The sequence below is a fragment of the Bradyrhizobium shewense genome, from assembly GCF_900094605.1.
Lineage (GTDB): Bacteria > Pseudomonadota > Alphaproteobacteria > Rhizobiales > Xanthobacteraceae > Bradyrhizobium > Bradyrhizobium shewense.
Window position 1 is genome coordinate 75,913 of record NZ_FMAI01000011.1, and the last position, 19,074, is coordinate 94,986.

A 19,074-nucleotide genomic window follows, 5' to 3' on the forward strand; every position below is an offset into this window, starting at 1 on the left:
CAACATGCCGAAACTCAAAATTGGAGAGCTTCCAGACGACAAGTCCGTTAAAGTGAGTACGGAGCTGCCTGCGGCCGTGCATCGTGATCTCATTGCATATGCAGAAGCGCTTACTCGTCAGGGTGGTCAAGTGGTCGATCCGATTAAACTCATCGCCCCCATGTTGGCGCGCTTTATGGCCACGGATCGAGGATTTTCTAAACTGAAACGTGAAGGCAACGTACCGGCCGCTGGCGAAGGACAGTGATGCTCAAGGTTTCCTCGAAGCTGTTGGTCGACGCTAAATAGTTGCGTGCATCAACCTAGGCGCTGCCGAGTTGGGGCTAAAGCTGAGATACGTGTCGGAAAGTGTGTTCCCGCGTCTGCCCGAAACAACTCCGATTACCAGGTTTTCTCGGTTTTCGGACACGAGAGCGCTGGGCGTCGACGTGCAGTTATTCGGTCAACTTCAGGCGCGTTACACTGCTCCGGCCATCGACGCTGAGAGGCACGTCACCCTCGATCGTGGCCCGACGTACGACGCGATGCTGGTCCCCGTAATCGTTGACCGCGTAATGCTGCGTTGCGCGGTTATCCCATATCGCAATATCGCCCTCTAACCAGTTCCAGCGCACAGTGTTTTCGGGCGCGGTGATGTGAGACTGGAGCAGATCGAACAGCTTTTGTCCGTCGTATTTGCGGATCCCAATAAAGTGCTTCACCAAGGCGCCGAGCACAAGCGTCCGCTCGCCTGTTTCGGGATGGACGCGTACGACGGGATGCTCGGTCTCAAAAACCGTTCTGGTGAACACCTCGTCAAAATGTTTCTTGTCGACCTCGCGTACACGCGCGATCCCGGCGTAATCGAAGACGTTGCTGTGAACGGCCCATAGGCCCTCGGCAAGCCGTTGTAGCGGCGGCGGCAAACCAAGATAAGCGGCGGCTGTGTTCGACCACACGGTATCGCCTCCGAACGTTGGCATTACAACGGTCCGCAGGACCAAGATCTTGGGATAGGCGTCGGCGAAGGTTCCATCCGCATGCCAAACGTCGGCGCGACCGCCGCCGCGAGTGGAGTCCAGTTCGAGGAGCGACGCCATCCCCTTGGTAGCACCGAGCATCGGATGTGGCACTAGCTTTCCGAGACGAGCGGCAAAGCGCTCATGCTCGGCGTCATTGAGATGTCCTTGATTGCGGAAGAAGATCACCTTGTGCTCGAGCAACAAGCTGTTGATAGCGGCGATCGCGTGATCCGGTAGATCGCCTGATAGCTTGATATTTTTGACTTCGGCACCGATGCGCGCTGCACGTTTCACGACATCGGCGCCCGGAATCACGCCACTGATTAAACCGATTGCACTCATCTTGCTTCTCCAAGCCCTTGCAGTTCGTCCTCGCCCCTTGGAGCGAATGATCTTCAGCAAGCATCGTGCCAAGCGAAAGACAAACATGTACTCGACAATGGGCAGTGAACGCCTGGATCGATTTGTTTTAAGCAATAGCCATCCCAAGCGGCGCCGGGAAAGCCACAAAAGTCTCAACGCTTACTATGCGCATTGTACTGGACCTGACACGAGATTGTGCCTCTGTCGGAAAACGGACAAGTGTCTGCACAGTGCGGCAAGCCCGAGCTGACTGTTCCGTTCGTGAATTTCGCGAGATAGTTGATACCGCCCTTGAGTCTGTGAGAGCTGTAAGATCGCTCTATGTCGAGCGGCGCTGTTGGCGGGTCATGCACATTATCGTCTCAGTCCTGAACCAAGATATGAGCTGCAACTTCCTGGTCACGTGCCAGTTTGCTCGCCGCTAGGCCGGTGGCGATACCAATGCGATCAGGCGCGGGGCGGTTTTGGCTCATCTTGCGTTTGCCTTCAACCATGGTGATCGGGATACGCACGCCGACGATTTCACGCAACTGGGCGGCGATGAAATCCGCGGGAGCATCGCTAACGGCCCAGGGCGTCGCACGTGACGTCTCATGGATATTCGTCAGACGCGTCACAATCTCAAGCAGGCGAGTGGGATCCTCGAAGAACTCAATCGGCCCATGGGCGTGGACCGCGATGTAATTCCATGTCGGCACCACATGTTCAGCTTGTCGCTTGCTGGGAAACCAGGATGGCGTCACATAAGCCTCTGCGCCAGTAAAGATCGCCAGAGCTTCTCCGATCGGGGCCGTGCGCCATTGCGGATTGCCCTTCGCCAAGTGCCCGTACAGCGCACCGTGTTCACCTTCGCTCTCATCGAGGAAGAGCGGAAGAGGCGTCGCAAGTGGCCCACCTGATGTCGCTGTGACCAGGTTGGCCAATCGGGCGCAGCGGATTGTTGCTCGAATGTTCTCGATGTCGTCGTCTCGAAAGTGGAGTGGTATGTACATGAAGGCTCTCCGCTGGGTGGTCATCGAGATAAACCCAAGTCAACAGGCTAGAAAACTGCCAGTTTCAGTCGTTCGCGTAGAGGTTCTCCGTTTCCTCTTCTGACGTGACGATTTCGGAGTTATCTGGGACCCGGCACTTTCACTCAGCCGGTCCAATCCGTCGAACTGCTGCTGGTTTGGTGTTTCCGTAGCTATTCTCCTGCGGACGGAGCCAGGCGTTTATGGACTTTTAAAGATCTCACCCTGGCGTCGCCTGTATGAGGCGACCCGGCAGCTCTCTTCCGACGCGCACCGAGTCGCGTTTGGCGAATTAGTCCTTGATCTCGGCAAGATCGGACGCCTCAAAAGCCGTCTTCATCGTTTCGATGAACTGCGCCGATGGGTACAAGTCGGAGGTGATCGCGACGAACCCATCATTAAAACACCAAGCTTCCCGTCTACTTAGTGGTCGTCCTCGCCGTGGGCAATCGGCCGAGGAGATTGTCGACGATTTTCGATCGCTGACGCGCGATCAGGTTGAGGCCGCGATCTAATACGCCAAGCCGTATTCCAGCCGAGAGTGCCTATCTCCCTGAATCTGAATCGGGCGCTGGCAAACTAGCGGACCTTGCGTTGGATGACGAAGCCGAGGCCGGCGAGGTTGCGCCGCGCCGGATTCTGTCACCACGTATTTGATCGACGAGACGTGCTTAGCGAGTTTGACGCACGTGGCAACGCGAACGTGCGCAAGTGGCTTGCAACACGCTCCTGGATCAAAGCGCGCTCATACTGCGCAAGCGCGCTGCAGCTGGAACATGAATTCGCCCGAGCGCGCTGTGGTGTCCAGGTTCTCGGTCACGAAGCAGAACGCCACCCGATGTCCTTGAGTGAGGTCACGATCGCGAGCAGGTGCTGCAGCGAGCGAACGCGCCAGGCCGGTGCGGTGATCCTGCGCACCCGAGGCGTGATCCTCGAACAGGGGACGCGGATCAACGCCGTCGTACTTGTAGTGCATCGCGCTGCAAGTCCGTGTTCTGTCGGTCGGGGTCCGGCGACACGCGCATGTAGCCAACCAACATAGGCGGGTACCCATCGGAAATAGGTTTCCGGATGGTAGCCCGTGGCGACAGAGTTTTCCGCATATCACCAGGCATCTAGCTTAGGGCGCTACTACAAGATTCGGTAGATAGCTAAAGCCAACTTGAGGCCCTAGGATTCGGTCGCTTTCCCCGCCGATCATCATCGACGAACAGAAGTGAACGCAAGCGCACGTGAAGCTGGTGACCGCAGCGCCTGCGGGCACCTTCCGCCCCTCCGTCGCTTAAAGAGAGAAGTGCCACCGTGTCCGAACAACCCCTGCCGATGCTGCCGATGTGGCGCGTCGATCACATTGAGCCCTCGCCCGAGATGTTGGCGCTACGCGCCAACGGTCCGATCCACCCCGTGCGTTTCCCGTCCGGGCACGAAGGCTGGTGGGTGACAGGCTACGACGAGGCCAAGGCGGCGCTGGCCGACGCGGCGTTCCGGCCGGCGGGAATGCCGCCGGCGGCGTTCACCCCGGATTCGGTGATTCTTGGTTCGCCGGGGTGGCTGGTCTCGCACGAGGGGAGTGAGCATGTCCGGTTACGCACGCTCGTGGCGCCGGCCTTCAGTAGCCGCAGGGTGAAGCTGCTGGCGCCGCATGTCGAGGCGATCGCTGCGCAGTTGTTCGAGAACTTGGCGGCCCAGCGCCAGCCCGCCGACTTGCGGCGCCACCTCTCGTTTCCGCTCCCGGCCATGGTCATCAGCGCCCTGATGGGCGTGCTCTACGAGGATCACGCCTTTTTCGCTCGGCTGTCCGACGAGGTGATGACGCACCAGCATGAAAGCGGCCCGCGCAGCGCGTCGCGCTTGGCCTGGGAAGAACTGCGCGCCTACATTCGCGACAAGATGCGGGACAAGCGCCAGGATCCGGGCGACAACCTGCTGACGGATCTGCTCGCGGCGGTCGACCAGGGCAAGGCGACCGAGGAGGAAGCGATCGGCTTGGCGGCGGGCATGCTGGTGGCGGGGCACGAGAGCACCGTCGCACAGATCGAATGCGGCCTGCTGGCCATGTTCCGCCATCCGCAACAGCGCGAACGCCTGGTCGGCGATCCATCCCTGGTGGACAAGGCGGTGGAGGAAATCCTCCGCATGTACCCGCCGGGCGCGGGCTGGGACGGCATCATGCGCTATCCGAAGACCGACGTGACCATCGCGGGCGTGCATATTCCCGCGGAGAGCAAGGTGCTGGTCGGCCTGCCGGCAACGTCGTTCGATCCGCGCCATTTCGACGAGCCGGAAATCTTCGACATCGGACGCCAGGAAAAGCTGCACCTGGCGTTCTCCTACGGGCCGCACTCCTGCATCGGCGGGGAGCTGGCCAGGCTGGAACTCAAGGCGGTGTTCGGTTCGATCTTCCAGCGCTTTCCCGCGCTGCGCCTGGCCGTCGCGCCCGAACAGTTGAAGTTGCGCAAGGAGATCATCACTGGCGGGTTCGAGGAGTTCCCGGTTTTCTGGTGATGTGCGGACGCGGCTGGGGACGCGATCGTGTTTGCCGGCGCACCTCTCGTGCACCGGTCAGATCAGCCAGCCAACAGGTAACGAAGATGGACGTGCAAGAAACCACGGCAGCATGCCGGGACGCCTTCGCCGAACTGGCGTCGCCGGCGTCGATTCACGACCCCTATCCGTTCATGCGGTGGTTGCGCGAGCACGACCCGGTGCATCGCGCGGCGTCGGGCCTCTTTCTGTTGAGTCGACACGCCGACATCTACTGGGCTCTCAAGGCCACGGGCGATGCGTTTCGGGGACCGGCGCCGGGCGAACTGGCGCGCTATTTTCCGCATGCGGCGACCAGCCTGTCGCTCAATCTGCTGGCCTCCACGCTAGCGATGAAGGACCCACCGACGCATACGCGTCTGCGCCGGCTGATCTCGCGCGATTTCACCATGCGCCAGATCGACAACCTGCGGCCGAGCATCGCGCGCGTTGTCGAAGCGCGGCTGGACGGCATGGCGCCCGCGCTGGAGCGCGGGGAGGCCGTGGACCTGCATCGGGAATTCGCGCTGGCCTTGCCCATACTGGTCTTCGCCGAACTGTTTGGCATGCCCCAGGACGACATGTTCGGGCTCGCCGCCGGCATCGGCGCCATTCTGGAAGGCCTGAGCCCGCACACCAGCCATCCCCAGCTCGCCGCGGCGGACGCGGCCAGTGCCAGAGTGAAGGCCTACTTCGGCGGTCTCATACAGCGCAAGCGCATCGATCCCAGCCACGACATCGTGTCGACGCTGGTGGGCGCACACGACGACGATGCCGACACGCTGTCAGATGCGGAGTTGATCAGCATGTTGTGGGGCATGCTGCTGGGTGGCTTCGCCACCACTGCTGCGACCATCGACCATGCGGTCCTGGCGATGCTGGCCTATCCCGAACAGCGGCACTGGCTGCAGGGAGACGCCATGGGGGCGAAGGCATTCGTCGAAGAAGTCCTGCGCTGCGACGCGCCGGCAATGTTCAGCTCCATTCCGCGTATCGCCCAGCGCGACATCGAATTAGGCGGCGTGGTGATCCCGAAGAACGCGGACGTGCGCGTGCTGATCGCGTCTGGCAATCGCGACCCTGACGCCTTCGCCGATCCCGACCGCTTCGATCCCGCGCGGTTCTACGGCACCAGTCCCGGCATGTCGACCGACGGGAAGATCATGCTGAGCTTCGGCCACGGCATCCACTTCTGCCTCGGTGCGCAACTGGCCCGGGTGCAGTTGGCCGAAAGTTTGCCGCGGATTCAGGCGCGCTTCCCCACGCTGGCATTGGCCGAGCTGCCCACCCGGGAGCCCTCCGCGTTCCTTAGGACGTTCCGCGCGCTGCCGGTGCGGCTGCGTGCGCAGGGGACTGAGATGCGCGTCGTGGTCGACCCAGATCTGTGCGGGACCAGCGGACAGTGCGTGCTGACGCTACCGGGTATTTTTCGCCAGCGCGAACCGGACGGCGTCGCCGAAGTGTGCGGGGCGACCGTCCCGCAGGCGCTGCACGTCGCCGTGCGGCTCGCAGCCAGCCAGTGCCCGGTGGCCGCCATTCGCGTCATCAGAAGCGAAGCTGGCGGTGACGAGCGCGCCAGCGCCGAAAGTGCGCCTTCTCCGGCGGAGGCGGAGCGGCATGCCGCGAGAGATCAACGCAATCCAGGAGGACACCATGGGACGGTTTGAAGGCAAGGTAGCCGTGGTGACCGGCGCCGGCGCCGGGATCGGCAAGGCATGCGCCCTCGCCATCGCGCGCGAGGGCGGCAGAGTGGTGGTCGCCGACATCGATGGCTCGGCGGCTTCGGCGTGCACCGCGCAAATCGCGGCCGAGGCGGGTCGCGCGCTCGCCCTGGCCATCGACATCGCCGAGGCGCAGGCTGTGGCAGCGCTGTTCGATACGGCGGAGCGGCACTTCAGTGCGGTCGATCTCCTGGTGAACAACGCGGGCGCCATGCATCTGACTCCGCGCGACGGCGCGATCCTCGACCTGGACCTGGCGGTCTGGGATGAGACCATGGCAACCAATCTGCGCGGCACATTGCTCTGCTGCCGGCAGGCCATCCCAGGGATGATCGCCCGCGGCGGTGGCGCGATCGTCAACATGTCGTCGTGCCAGGGGCTCAGCGGTGACATTGCGCTGACGTCCTACGCCGCATCGAAGGCGGCGATGAACATGCTATCGGCCTCGCTCGCCACCCAGTACGGTCATGCGCAGATCCGCTGCAACGCGGTTGCGCCGGGTCTCATCATGACCGAGCGTCTCCTGGCCAAGCTCGACGAGTGCATGCAACGGCATCTGCGCCGGCACCAGCTCCTGCCGCGCGTCGGCCGCCCCGAGGACGTGGCCGCGCTGGTGGCGTTCCTGCTCTCCGACGATGCTGCGTTCATCACCGGCCAAGTAGTCTGCATCGACGGCGGCATGCTGGCGCATGTGCCGACGTACGCCGACGGTGGGAACAGCCGCGCCGCGCGGCCTTCCGGCGAGACCGCCGAAGCGGCTGCGTCGCCGCGGTGCTGATCGACATGCTGCTCAACCCGCTGAACCGTCGAGATCGGCTGCGGCACGACATCCCGGTCGTGCCCGGCGCTTTCCCCTTGGTCGGGCATCTTCCCGCCATCGTCTGCGACCTGCCGCGCCTGCTGCGGCGCGCGGAACGGACGCTGGGCAGCCACTTCTGGCTGGACTTCGGCCCTGCCGGACACATGGTGACCTGTCTGGATCCGGATGCGATCGCACTGCTCCGGCACAAGGACGTGTCCTCGGCGCTGATCGAAGATATCGCGCCCGAATTGTTTGGCGGAACGTTGGTCGCCCAGGACGGCGGCGTGCACCGGCAGGCGCGCGGTGCGATCCAGGCGGCGTTCCTGCCCACGGGGCTGACCCAGGCCGGCATCGGCGAGCTGTTCGCGCCCGTCATCCGGGCGCGGGTGCAGAGGTGGCGCGACCGAGGCGACGTAACCATCCTGCGCGAAACCGGCGATCTGATGCTCAAGCTCATCTTCAGCCTCATGGGAATCCCCTCGCAGGACCTGCCGGAATGGCGTCGCAAGTACCGGCACCTGCTGCAGTTGATCGTCGCGCCCCCAGTCGACCTGCCCGGACTGCCCTTGCGGCGCGGTCGCGCGGCCCGCGACTGGATCGATGCGCGGTTGCGCGAGTTCGTTCGCGACGCGCGCGAACATGCCGCGCGCACCGGGTTGATCAACGACATGGTGAGCGCCTTCGATCGCAGCGACGATGCGCTCTCCGATGAGGTCCTGGTCGCCAATATCCGCTTGCTGCTGCTTGGTGGTCACGACACCACCGCCTCAACGATGGCCTGGATGGTGATCGAGCTGGCGCGGCAGCCTGGGCTGTGGGACGCTCTGGTGGAGGAGGCGCAACGCGTGGGCGCGGTGCCGACCCGGCACGCGGACTTGGCCCAGTGTCCGGTCGCCGAGGCGCTGTTCCGCGAGACGCTGCGCATGCATCCGCCGACGCCGCTCCTGGTGCGTCGCGCAGTGCGTGAATTGCGACTCGGCCAACGGCGCATTCCCGCGGGCACCGATCTGTGCATCCCGCTGCTGCATTTCTCGACCTCGGCGCTGCTTCACGAGGCGCCTCATCAGTTTCGCCTGGCGCGGTGGCTGGAACGCACCGAGCCGATCCGGCCGGTGGACATGCTGCAGTTCGGTACCGGCCCACACCTCTGCATCGGCTACCACCTGGCATGGCTGGAACTGGTGCAGTTCTGCATCGCCTTGGCGCTGACCATGCACGCGGGCGGGGCGCGGCCGCGGTTGCTGAGCGGTGTCGAAAAGGGCCGGCGCTATTACCCGACCGCACATCCGTCCATGGCTATCCGCATCGGATTCTCATGAGCTGGCATCACATGCCCCTGTGGCGGGCAGCGGCGCCGGCGACGCGCGGCATTGCTGCACCGGGCGCGCGCACGGTGCGACAACAACACCGCGGCGGCTCGCCTGTCAGGGACAAGGACATGAACAACATGCAGACCGGTTCTACGCCACAGGATGACAGAACTGGTGATTCCGCGCTCGGCGGATTGGGCGCGCAGGCGCGCGGCGCATCCGGCGGGCTGCTGCCCGAGATCTGGATGCACGAGGGTGCAAACCGGGTCGAACAGGTGCTGGCGCGTCTTCTCTGCGCCGAACATGACGGTGAGACCGAGCTGATGGCGGCGATGCGCTACGCCACCTTGCATGGCGGGAAGCGCACCCGCGCCTTGCTATGTCTGGCTGCCGGCACACTGGCCGACGCGCCGGCGCACATGCTCGATGACGTCGGCGCCGCCATCGAGATGATGCACGCCTGTACCTTGGTCCACGACGATCTGCCCGCGATGGATGACGACGTGCTTCGCCGCGGCCTTCCGACCGTGCACGTCAAGTTCGGCGAAGCTACTGCGATCCTGGTCGGCGATGCGCTGCAGGCGCACGCCTTCCTGACCCTGGCGAGCCTGGATGCGCCGGGCGACAGCCGTATCGCGCTCGTACGCGAACTGGCGCAGGCGGTGTCAGCCGAGGGTGCCGCAGGCGGGCAGGCCAAGGATCTGTCGCTGGTTGGAAAGCACGTCGAGCTGGACAGGATCGTCGCGATGCACCAGATGAAGAGCGGAGCGCTAGTGCGCGCGTCCGTTCGCATGGGCGCGCTATGCGCTCTCGCGGAGAATGCCGCGCACGCTGCGCTGTACTGTGCGCTCGATCACTACAGCGCCTGTTTCGGCCTGGCGTTGCAGGTGATCGACGACATTCTCGACGTGACAGCGGATACCGCGACGCTAGGCAAGACCCCCGGCAAGGACGCGGCGGCGCAGAAGCCGACCTGCGCGTCGATCATGGGCCTGCAGGCAGCACGCCAGTTCGCGCTGGATCTGTTGCGCGATGCCGGGAATGCCATCGCGCCGCTGGGGCCGCGTGCTGAACGGTTGGCGCAACTCCTACAGCGGGCCAACGCGTATCTGTTCAAGCACGCGCCATGCGCATGAGCGCGCCCGTCCGCATGGAGGCGCCCCGTGCCGCAGCGAACGATCGGCGACAGAGGTACACGCTGCACGTTGTCCGAGTGGCGGTGCCGGTCGCGGCGGTTGCCCGCTGCGGCGCACGCGGCGCCCTGCGCGCAAGCCTACGCGGCGGACCGGCGCCAGCATCGGGGAGCTCGCCGCGCCGGAGCAGGGCGGCCGTTCGGCGCTGCCTATGCGACGGCCCTGTGGCGACATGCGTGGCGTCTGCCCGATCCCGGTTCTCGTCGACCGTCTGCAAAAGGAACATCCCGCGTGAACGCGCTGTCCGAACAGATCCTTTCCGAATTGCGCGGCCTGCTGAGCGAAATGAGCGATGGCGGCAGCGTCGGTCCGTCTGTCTACGACACGGCGCGGGCGCTGCGCTTCCACGGCAACGTCACCGGTCGGCAGGACGCATACGCGTGGCTCATCGCGCAGCAACAGGCCGACGGCGGATGGGGAAGCGCGGACTTCCCGCTGTTCCGCCATGCGCCCACGTGGGCAGCGTTACTGGCATTGCAGCGTGCCGATCCTCTTCCCGGTGCTGCCCACGCAGCCCAGGCTGCAACCCGGTTCCTCCAGCGCCAGCCCGATCCCTATGCGCATGCGGTGCCGGAAGACGCGCCGATCGGCGCGGAGCTGATCCTGCCGCAGCTTTGCGGTGAGGCCGCATCCTTACTGGGTGGCGTAGCGTTTCCGCGCCATCCAGCGCTGTTGCCGTTGCGGCAAGCATGCCTGGTCAAGCTGGGAGCGGTGGCGATGTTACCGAGCGGCCATCCGTGGCTGCACTCCTGGGAGGCCTGGGGGACGTCGCCTACCAGCGCATGCTCGGATGACGACGGCAGCATCGGCATCAGTCCGGCGGCCACTGCCGCGTGGCGTGCGCACGCCGTGACACGGGGGAGCACGCTACAGGTCGGGCGCGCCGCTGCGTATCTACAGATGGCATCGCGGGCGACGCGCAGCGGCATCGAAGGGGTCCTTCCCAACGTCTGGCCGATCAATGTGTTCGAGCCATGCTGGTCGCTGTACACCCTGCATCTGGCCGGGCTGTTCGCGCATCCCGCGCTCGCCGAGGCAGTCCGCGTGATTGTCGCGCAGCTCGACGCCCGCCTGGGTGTGCGCGGTCTGGGCCCGGCCTTGCATTTCGCGGCTGATGCGGACGACACCGCCGTTGCCTTGTGCGTCCTGCACCTTGCAGGTCGCGACCCGACGGTCGATGCGTTGCGCCATTTCGAATTCGGGGAGCTGTTCGTCACCTTCCCCGGCGAGCGCAATGCGTCGGTGTCGACCAACATCCACGCCCTGCATGCGTTGCGACTGTTGGGAAAGCCCGCCGCCGGCACCAGCGCCTACGTCGAGGCCAATCGCAACCCGCACGGTATATGGCACAACGAAAAATGGCACGTTTCGTGGCTGTATCCCACCGCGCATGCGGTCGCTGCGCTGGCGCAAGGCAAGCCCCAGTGGCGCGACGAGCGTGCCCTGTCGGCGCTGCTGCAGGCGCAGCGTGACGACGGCGGCTGGGGCGCCGGTCGCGCGTCCACGTTCGAGGAAACCGCCTATGCGCTGTTCGCGTTACACGTGATGGACTGGAGCGAAGAGGCGACAGAGCGCCGGCGCATCGCGCAGGTGGTGGCGCGTGCGCTGGAGTGGATGCTCGCCCGCCATGCGGCGCATGCATTGCCGCAGACGCCGCTGTGGATCGGCAAGGAACTGTATTGCCCCACTCGGGTCGTGCGCGTGGCCGAACTCGCCGGATTGTGGCTGGCGCATCGTTGGGGGCGGCGCGTCCTGGCCGAGGGAGCAGGAGCGGCGCCGTGATCCAGACCGAACGCGCGCTGCAGCAGGTGCTGGAGTGGGGGCGTTCCCTGACCGGGTTCGCCGACGAGCATGCCGTGGAAGCGGTCAGGGGCGGCCAGTACATCCTGCAGCGCATCCATCCGAGCCTGCGCGACACCAGCGCCCGCACCGGTCGCGATCCGCAGGACGAAACGCTGATCGTGGCGTTCTATCGCGAACTGGCGCTGCTGTTCTGGCTCGACGATTGCAACGACCTTGGCCTGATCGCGCCGGAGCAGCTCGCCGCGGTGGAACAGGCGCTGCGGCAGGGCGAGCCGTGCGCGCTCCCCGGATTCGAGGGCTGCGCTGTGCTGCGCGCCTCGCTGGCCGCGCTCGCCTTCGATCGTCGCGACTATGCTCAGCTTCTCGACGATACCCGGTGCTACTGCGCGGCGCTGCGCGCCGGACACGCGCAGGCGGCAGGGGCGGAACGCTGGTCCTACGCCGAGTACCTGCACAACGGCATCGATTCGATCGCCTACGCGAACGTGTTCTGTTGCCTGTCGTTGCTGTGGGGGCTGGACATGGCGACCTTGCGCGCGCGTCCGGCCTTTCGCCAGGTCCTGCGGCTCATCTCCGCGATAGGGCGCCTTCAGAACGATCTGCATGGACGCGACAAGGACAGGTGGGCCGGCGAGGCCGACAACGCGGCGATCCTGCTGCTGCAGCGCTATCCAGCTATGCCTGTGGTAGAGTTCCTCAACGACGAGCTGGCCGGCTATACGCGCATGCTGCACCGGGTGATAGCGGAAGAACGCTTTCCGGCGCCGTGGGGACCGTTGATCGAGGCCATGGCGGCCATCCGCGCGCAGTACTACCAGACCTCGGCCAGCCGCTACCGCAGCGACTCTGCGGGGGGCGGGCAGCGTGCGCCGGCCTGAACGCGCGGGAGGCGGCGGCGTGCGCGCTGCCGCGGTCCGATCCGACGCAACGCCGTCGCCCGATGCGACGGATGGAGCGAGCAGGAGCGACGCCGCCCTGGCCCCGCGCAAGGACGACCATCTGGACACCTTGCTGGATCGGCGCGCGGCCCCGGCCACGGTCGCAGCCGGCTGCGAGCACTACGCATTGCCGGGTTGGGCCTCACGCAAATCGACCTGCGCGCCTCGCTGCTGGGCAAGACCATGCACGCGCCGCTGCTGATCAGCTCCATGACCGGCGGCATGCCACGCGCCGAGGCCATTAACCGGCATCTGAGCGAGGCAGCGCAATCCTTGGGGATAGCCATGGGCGTCGGTTCGCAGCGCGTGAAGTCTGCAACCCCACAACTCCCAGGGGCTAACGCGCGCGCTGCGCCGCCTGGCCTCAGAGACCTGCTGGCCAATATCGGCGCCGCGCAACTGCGCGAGGCCGACGGCCTGGACCTGGCGCGCCGGGCGGTGGATGCGCTGGAGGCCGATGGACTCAGATCGCGCATCGGTGCGCTATCGCGGCCGGCGAGCCGACGATGCTCTCGTACGTGCCCGTCTGCGCGAACTGACGGCGATCCGCCGCCCGTTCGGCTACCGTCGTCTGCTGGTGCTGATGCGCCGTGAGGGGCTGATCATTTGTCGCCGCAGCAATTGTTTCTGAGCGACGTCAGTTGAGAGAAGGGCGGTCATTCCGAAACAGAACTGCTTTGTGCCGGCCGTCATGGATAGCGGGGGCCGGCGCCCCCGCTTTCGATGCCGGCACACTCGCCAGCCGGCACGCAGCCGGCTATCCGCCGCAGATTTGGCCCCCGACGCCGCGACCACCGGCCGACACATCCGCGCCTTCACAGAAGTCGTCAATCACCACCGGCCTGAAGGCCCAACTCACTGCATCCTTTGCGTCGTGATTGTCGATAAATGCTGCCCGTTGGGATTCTTGTAACGATTAGCGAGGCTTTGTAACAATGACGCCATCTGGTCCGGATCTGATCGAACAGTAAATTCTCCATAGTTAGGGTCGAAAACCGTGGTCCTTCCATTCGAGGCCGACGTCGCCACTGTGTGTGCGCCGCCTTCGGCGAAATACAAGCTGAGCAAATGGTTCGATCCATCTTCGTTGATTTCGTTCACCATGCGCTTGATATTCGAAGACTTGCCGAATGCAAATCTCTTCTCTTTTCCAGCCGGTTCCAAGCCTGCGTCCTCCAAAATGGTATTTTGTGCCTGAAGGTCGGCCTGAGAAGATCCTGCTCCCCTGCTCCGCAACTGATCCTTGAGATTTTGATATTGCTGCTGCCGTTCAGCCGCTGAGGCGTGCGTTTGCGATCCGGGTGTGAGCGCACTCATTCGGGTTGATGGGCTGTTGTTAAGATTGCGAAACCACTCCGCAGTCAGTCCAACGCAGATGCCGTCTACATTCGCATCACGCAGGTCGGCCGTTCTGTATTCAAACAAGGAGGTGGCCGGACTCTCTGGAGAGGATGTACTGGGGTCGGAGGCGCTAGAAGTTTGAACGTTTGCATCCGAGGTATGTGGCTTGCCGCAGCAGGCCCCCATCTTGTCAGGCAACTCCCCCGGTTGTGAGCTCCACTGAGGCGCGAGATCTGCAAGTGTTTCCGTAAAGCTGCCGCTATCCACCGACTGACTCGGTTCGTCAGCTTGTCTAGTGCATGTGGATGAGCCACTGATTCGATCATACACGACGATTCACCTTTCTGTGCTGCGCTAGTCTCCACGCATCAGTTCGGGCTGCTTAGGCCCTGCTGCGAGGATACCCAGACAAGCTGATGGGGAGCTGACGGGCAGCTGTTGTCCAGCTTAGAAAGCGTTCCTTTGTCGGACTTCTGACAATGTCTGATGCGGCGCGGCGTAGCGAGCTGTGTCAGATCCTCCCGCGCGTCGGCTGCCGGATTCCGGAACGACAGTGACAGGCTATCGCTGCGATGTCATCGCGGCACGCCGCCGAGCGCCCACAGGGCGTTCTGCAAGCCCTCGGCCGATAAAGCATCGTCGCCGGCTATGCGCCGCGCGATGGACGAGCATTATTTCCATCATCCGCTTGCGAAGATCGCTGCGCAAGCCGAGCGCGAGGCGCAGCCTGCAGCGGTTTGAAGCGCTAAGACCGGTCTTCACGGCCTCATCGCACGTGCAACGCGCGGCAGATTTTCTGCATGGACTGAAGGTCAACGAGGAGCGGGCCGCGTGAGCGGCCCGTTTCTATTTCGCGACAGCCTCGAAAGCGCAATTATATTGATAGATCGCGTGGCCCCGTCCGACCTTGTCGCGGCCCTCGCTAAGGGGACGCCACGCACGCTCAACTGTCCAACTCAGCTCAATCCGGCTTCTTAACGGTCGACTAAGACTACCACGTAGCATGTCTGAAGTTGGCCCATCGACCGTGCGCTGCGAAGAGCGAATTGGTCACGACCGAAACGCAGCGGACGTCGATCTACGCGCACCCCGTACATAGACACGCTGCTGCCGTGACCTTCGTCGCGAACGCGCGGGCCACATCAGGCCCCAGCCCGGGGCGCCACGCAGCATCGAAGTGCTGGTTCCTCCTGAGCAGCTACCGGCCTTGGAAATCCAAAACCAATTAGTCAAAACCTCTGTGTCGAGATACCAGATCAATTATGATTTTTGGCAGTTGGCGCAAGCTGCGATCGCGAGGCTCTGGTGTGCTCTGTACTACCTGATTTGGTAGCTGCCCAAGCCATGTAGCCGGTGCTAAGTAGGTTGGAGCAAGGGGGCCGATCGAGCTCCGTGGAGCCATACAGAGCCTCCAGTTCGGTCCGAGGTCGTCCGCTTGTTTTTCACGCTCTCTAAAGCGGTCGGGGCGTAGCTTGGCAGGTGGAGTAGATATGCAACAGGGAGCCCGCTCCCGCATGGTAATCGACCGGCCGGCCATTTTCGGAACACCGCTTACGTGCTCAATTAGAGCAGTCCCTAATTCGATGCAGCTCACGATGCCGGCCTCACGGTCGAGCGACGTTCCACGACAGGCGGACCTTTGTTCTGGGCGCCGGTCCACTGTTCGACTTCGAAGGCAGCTCCGAATCGTTAAGGAGAACGTCCTCGGCGTGCCCGCACGGTAGGATAAATATTTCTGGAAAGCGCACTGATGCCCGACTTGGATATGCACTCATTTTCGGCCAGCGTATCCAGAATAATGCTTCAACGTCGGTACATTGGTACGAGGGCTTGGCAACTTCGTCCACCAACATGGTGTTGCCGCCCGAACGCGCGAGCTTCATCGGGCGTCGGCCGGATCGCCGCGCAGGTCGAAGTGCTGGTCCCTCCTGAGCAGCTACCCGTCTTGGAATCCAAACCGATCAAACAAAATCTCAGTATCGAGGTACTAGGACAAAACTGAGGGGGAATAATGTCTGACGCTGCGTTAGGTCGCACACCGAATGTCACGGGCACCAAGACCTTTAGCATAAACTACGGATTGTTCGCGTTCGCGATCGTTGCGCTGACGATCCTCTACATCTGCGCGCGGCTGTATCAGCAGGCTTTTGGTTTCTCCATGGGACTCGATGCGAGTTCACCTGAATTTGACGAATACTGGATGACGCTCTTCAAGATCGAATTGCCGGTCTTGTATGGCGCGGGTGCGCTCTGCTGGACCTATCTCTTCCTGACGCGTGACAAGAACATTGAGGCCATCACGCCCGAGGTCGAGTTGCGCAGTTACTTCTATCTGACCATGTGGCTCGTCGTGTACAGCTTCTGCATTTTCTGGACAGGCAGCTTCTTCGCCGATGGAGATGGAGTCTGGCATCAGACGACCCTCAGAGACACGCCATTTACTCCCAGCCACATAATTCTGTTCTATGCGACCATTCCAATCTATCTCTTCTTTGGCGTAGGCAGCTTTGTTTACGCAATGACCCGCATTCCGGCCTTCTGCAGGGGGATCTCGCTCATGCATGTCTTCGCCGTAGTGGGGCCTTTCCTCATTTTGCCGAATCTCGGTTTCAACGAATGGGGGCACGCTTACTGGCTCACCGAGGAAATCTTCTCCCACCCGCTGCATTGGGGTTTCGTGGTTCTCGGATGGTGCGCACTCGCCCTGGCGGGCGTCCTGATGCAGATCGTCGGACGATTTAGAGAACTCGTTCCGATTGTATTCAAGCAGGATGCAGCGAGCGCGTGACGAACGCACGTCTGCTACACGTTGGAAAATCGCGGTGCGGGAAGCCGTGCGACAACAATACCAGCCAACAGCCTTTACCCGGACAGCGATCCCAGTCCGGGAAGAGCACTAAACCCTAGGGAGAGGAGTCACCTCAAATTACCGACATAGATGCAGTGGCGATTCCGAAAAGGAAAGTTAACCCCAAGGGTGAGACGGTCATTTCTGTCTCCGGCCTAACCCCCAAGGCAGCAAGATACTCGCGCATATTCGACTTCTTGGTCGTGGCGGCGGTGGTGCCCCTCTTTGCGGGAGCATTCCATCTCCACGTGATGCTCACGGTCGGTGATTGGGACATGTATGTCGACTGGAAAGACCGGCAATATTGGCCCCTTGTCGCGCCCATCTCCATGATCATGTTTCCTGCTGCCCTGCAGGCGATCTTCTGGGTCAACTTCCGTTTGCCCATCGGCGCGACCGTGGGCGCGACAGTGTTGCTGATCACCACGTGGCTCGGACGTTACGCGAATTGGTGGATATGGACAGGCTTCCCGTTCACGGAAGGTGTGCCGTCACAGGTGATCGCGGGCGCATTGTTGATGGATATGGCCTTAATCGTCCTTCGCAATAGCCTGTTCACATCCATCTTCGCGGGCTTTGCGTTCGGATTCGTATTCTGGCCATCGAATTATTCCGCTTTGGCTCCGTTCTATCTCCCAGTCGAGCACCAAGGAATGGTCGCATCGTTGGCCGACATGATCGGTTACACATTTCCGCGTTCGAACATGCCTGAGTATCTGCGTATCATCGAGCGCGGTACGCTCCGGACTTTCGGTAGCTCGGTTAGTTGGGTGTCGGCGGCGTTCGCGGGCTTCATCTGCATATTCATGCACCAACTTTGGTGGCAGCTTGGGCGTTTTGCGTCCCAGACGACGTTCCTCAAGAACGGCGATGTCGTCAAATCCTTCATGGGTATGAAAAGCAGGCGAGCGTCCTAAGCGAATAAGCACAGGGAACACGGGTATGTTGGCGAAACTTATAAAACTCGCTGCCGGTTGGGTTGTTGCCTTTACTGCCGGAGTGTCTATCGCAGCCGCTCACGGCGAACGTGCTCAGGAGCCATACTTGAGGACCCGGACGGTACAGTTCTACGATGTCCACTTTTCCAAAACTGACGTGAAGGTGAACGAGCGGTTCGAGCTAACGGGAAAATTCAGGTTGATGGAGGACTGGCCGGACGCGGTTACTCCACCGGATATTGTTTTCGTATCGAGCGTATCGCCCGGACCAACAATTGCCAGGGTGGAAACATACCTCAACGGTGAGCCAGCGAGGCAGTCTTTCGCTAAGCTGGAACTTGGCCGCGACTACGATTTTCGAATGGTTCTTGAGGGGCGTACACCGGGCAGCAGCCACATCCATCCCTCGATCTCGATCAAGGGATCTGGCCCTCTGGTGGGACCGGGGCAGTGGATAAACATCTCGGGTGATGCGCATTCGTTCGCGTTTCCGATCAAGACTATGACTGGACTGCAGATCGATGACTTGCAGACGTTCGGGCTGACTAATGCGATCGGATGGCATGTGGCTTGGCTGGCCGTGGCTGCGGCTTGGTTGTTGTTCTGGTTGGTTCGTCCACTGTTTTTGCCTCGATGGCTTGTTCTGCAGAAGGGCAGGGAGGATTTGTTGGTTTCGTTGAGGGACACCGGGGCCGGGATTATAGTGGCGGCGATCGTTCTCGGCATGGTCTTCGGCGGCTATGTCCGAGCCAATCAGGAATATCCATATAATGTGCCCCTCCAGAGCGGGTTGAATAAGGTCGCGCCGCGCCCGGCAAGCCCTGCTGACGCAGAGGTCAAGGTCATATCGGCCACCTATGAGGTGCCGGGCCGTTCGATGAGGTTAGCGACCAGGATAACGAACAAAGGGTCAGAACCTCTCTCAATCGGCGAGCTTACGACCGCAAACATCCGCTTCCTCAATCAGGGGCTCCCAGCGGCAGTAGCCAACGTAGATCCAACCTACCCAAGGGATCTCGTCGCACGCACAGGGCTTGAGCTCAGTAGTGATACGCCGATAAATCCTGGTGAGACGAGAGAGCTGCGCGTCGAGGCAACGGACGCCGTGTGGGAATTGGAGCGCCTTGTTAGCTTCCTCACCGACGTCGACTCCAAGTTCGGCGGGTTGTTGCTCCTCTACACTCCGAGTGGGAAACGCGTCATAGCGGAGATGGGCGGACCAATCGTGCCCGTATTCACCGAACTCAAGTAATCTTGGGTGCGCGAATGTCGCGACGAGGTCA

General features: G+C 62.6%; 15 protein-coding genes and 2 pseudogenes. 13 read left to right on the forward strand and 4 right to left on the reverse strand.

Annotated elements, in window-relative coordinates:
• Positions 1-4 precede the first annotated feature (4 nt).
• A complete protein-coding gene (locus GA0061098_RS21475; protein WP_091960589.1) occupies positions 5-247 on the forward strand; it encodes a DUF2274 domain-containing protein in 243 nt (80 codons plus the stop codon).
• Positions 248-434: 187 nt separating this feature from the next.
• On the opposite strand, the gene GA0061098_RS21480 is transcribed toward GA0061098_RS21475, so the two are convergent.
• The 3 genes from GA0061098_RS21480 to GA0061098_RS21490 all read right to left on the reverse strand — a co-directional run bounded on the left by GA0061098_RS21480 (position 435) and on the right by GA0061098_RS21490 (position 3,350).
• Positions 435-1,343 carry a TauD/TfdA dioxygenase family protein gene (locus GA0061098_RS21480; protein ID WP_091960593.1) on the reverse strand — a complete coding sequence of 303 codons (909 nt, stop codon included), beginning with the start codon at positions 1,341-1,343 and terminating at the stop codon, positions 435-437.
• Positions 1,344-1,726: 383 nt separating this feature from the next.
• Positions 1,727-2,356, reverse strand: a complete 630-nt coding sequence (locus tag GA0061098_RS21485) for an FMN-binding negative transcriptional regulator (RefSeq protein WP_091961145.1) — start codon at positions 2,354-2,356, stop codon at positions 1,727-1,729.
• A gap of 763 nt (positions 2,357-3,119) precedes the next feature.
• Positions 3,120-3,350 (reverse strand): recombinase family protein, encoded by a 231-nt coding sequence (locus GA0061098_RS21490; RefSeq protein ID WP_245323461.1) that lies wholly within the window; start codon positions 3,348-3,350, stop codon positions 3,120-3,122.
• Between the two features lie 326 nt (positions 3,351-3,676).
• Between GA0061098_RS21490 and GA0061098_RS21495 the strand changes: the two genes are divergently transcribed.
• The 9 genes and pseudogenes from GA0061098_RS21495 to GA0061098_RS46220 all read left to right on the forward strand — a co-directional run.
• Positions 3,677-4,879, forward strand: a complete 1,203-nt coding sequence (locus GA0061098_RS21495) for a cytochrome P450 (RefSeq protein WP_091960597.1) — start codon at positions 3,677-3,679, stop codon at positions 4,877-4,879.
• Between the two features lie 86 nt (positions 4,880-4,965).
• Complete coding sequence (locus GA0061098_RS21500; protein ID WP_091960600.1) at positions 4,966-6,564, forward strand: cytochrome P450; 1,599 nt, start codon at positions 4,966-4,968, stop codon at positions 6,562-6,564.
• Positions 6,551-7,396 carry an SDR family oxidoreductase gene (locus tag GA0061098_RS21505; protein ID WP_091960604.1) on the forward strand — a complete coding sequence of 282 codons (846 nt, stop codon included), beginning with the start codon at positions 6,551-6,553 and terminating at the stop codon, positions 7,394-7,396. The genes GA0061098_RS21500 and GA0061098_RS21505 overlap by 14 nt, the downstream gene beginning before the upstream one ends.
• Positions 7,396-8,739 carry a cytochrome P450 gene (locus tag GA0061098_RS21510; protein WP_091961149.1) on the forward strand — a complete coding sequence of 448 codons (1,344 nt, stop codon included), beginning with the start codon at positions 7,396-7,398 and terminating at the stop codon, positions 8,737-8,739. The genes GA0061098_RS21505 and GA0061098_RS21510 overlap by 1 nt, the downstream gene beginning before the upstream one ends.
• A 128-nt stretch (positions 8,740-8,867) precedes the next feature.
• On the forward strand, positions 8,868-9,866 hold the full coding sequence (locus tag GA0061098_RS21515) for a polyprenyl synthetase family protein (protein WP_165637530.1): 999 nt from the start codon (positions 8,868-8,870) through the stop codon (positions 9,864-9,866).
• 288 nt (positions 9,867-10,154) lie between these two features.
• Complete coding sequence (locus GA0061098_RS21520) at positions 10,155-11,705, forward strand: hypothetical protein (protein ID WP_091960608.1); 1,551 nt, start codon at positions 10,155-10,157, stop codon at positions 11,703-11,705.
• On the forward strand, positions 11,702-12,604 hold the full coding sequence (locus tag GA0061098_RS21525; RefSeq protein ID WP_091961155.1) for a terpene synthase family protein: 903 nt from the start codon (positions 11,702-11,704) through the stop codon (positions 12,602-12,604). The genes GA0061098_RS21520 and GA0061098_RS21525 overlap by 4 nt, the downstream gene beginning before the upstream one ends.
• 97 nt (positions 12,605-12,701) lie before the next feature.
• Positions 12,702-13,150 (forward strand): annotated as a pseudogene (locus tag GA0061098_RS21530) (beta/alpha barrel domain-containing protein); the annotation flags it as partial.
• Positions 13,131-13,262, forward strand: a pseudogene (locus GA0061098_RS46220) (IS3 family transposase); the annotation flags it as partial. The pseudogenes GA0061098_RS21530 and GA0061098_RS46220, both read left to right, overlap by 20 nt.
• A 257-nt stretch (positions 13,263-13,519) precedes the next feature.
• Here GA0061098_RS46220 and GA0061098_RS21540 read toward each other — a convergent pair.
• A complete protein-coding gene (locus GA0061098_RS21540; protein WP_091960614.1) occupies positions 13,520-14,335 on the reverse strand; it encodes a YopT-type cysteine protease domain-containing protein in 816 nt (271 codons plus the stop codon).
• A 1,681-nt stretch (positions 14,336-16,016) separates the two neighbouring features.
• On the opposite strand from GA0061098_RS21540, the gene amoC reads away from it, so the two are divergent.
• The 3 genes from amoC to amoB all read left to right on the forward strand — a co-directional run bounded on the left by amoC (position 16,017) and on the right by amoB (position 19,043).
• Positions 16,017-16,793 (forward strand): bacterial ammonia monooxygenase, subunit AmoC, encoded by a 777-nt coding sequence (gene amoC / locus GA0061098_RS21545; RefSeq protein WP_091960618.1) that lies wholly within the window; start codon positions 16,017-16,019, stop codon positions 16,791-16,793.
• Positions 16,794-16,948: 155 nt separating this feature from the next.
• Entirely contained in the window at positions 16,949-17,770 is an 822-nt protein-coding gene (locus GA0061098_RS21550) for a methane monooxygenase/ammonia monooxygenase subunit A (protein WP_165637510.1), read from the forward strand.
• A 25-nt stretch (positions 17,771-17,795) separates the two neighbouring features.
• Positions 17,796-19,043, forward strand: a complete 1,248-nt coding sequence (gene amoB, locus GA0061098_RS21555; RefSeq protein WP_091960626.1) for a bacterial ammonia monooxygenase, subunit AmoB — start codon at positions 17,796-17,798, stop codon at positions 19,041-19,043.
• Positions 19,044-19,074 lie beyond the last annotated feature (31 nt).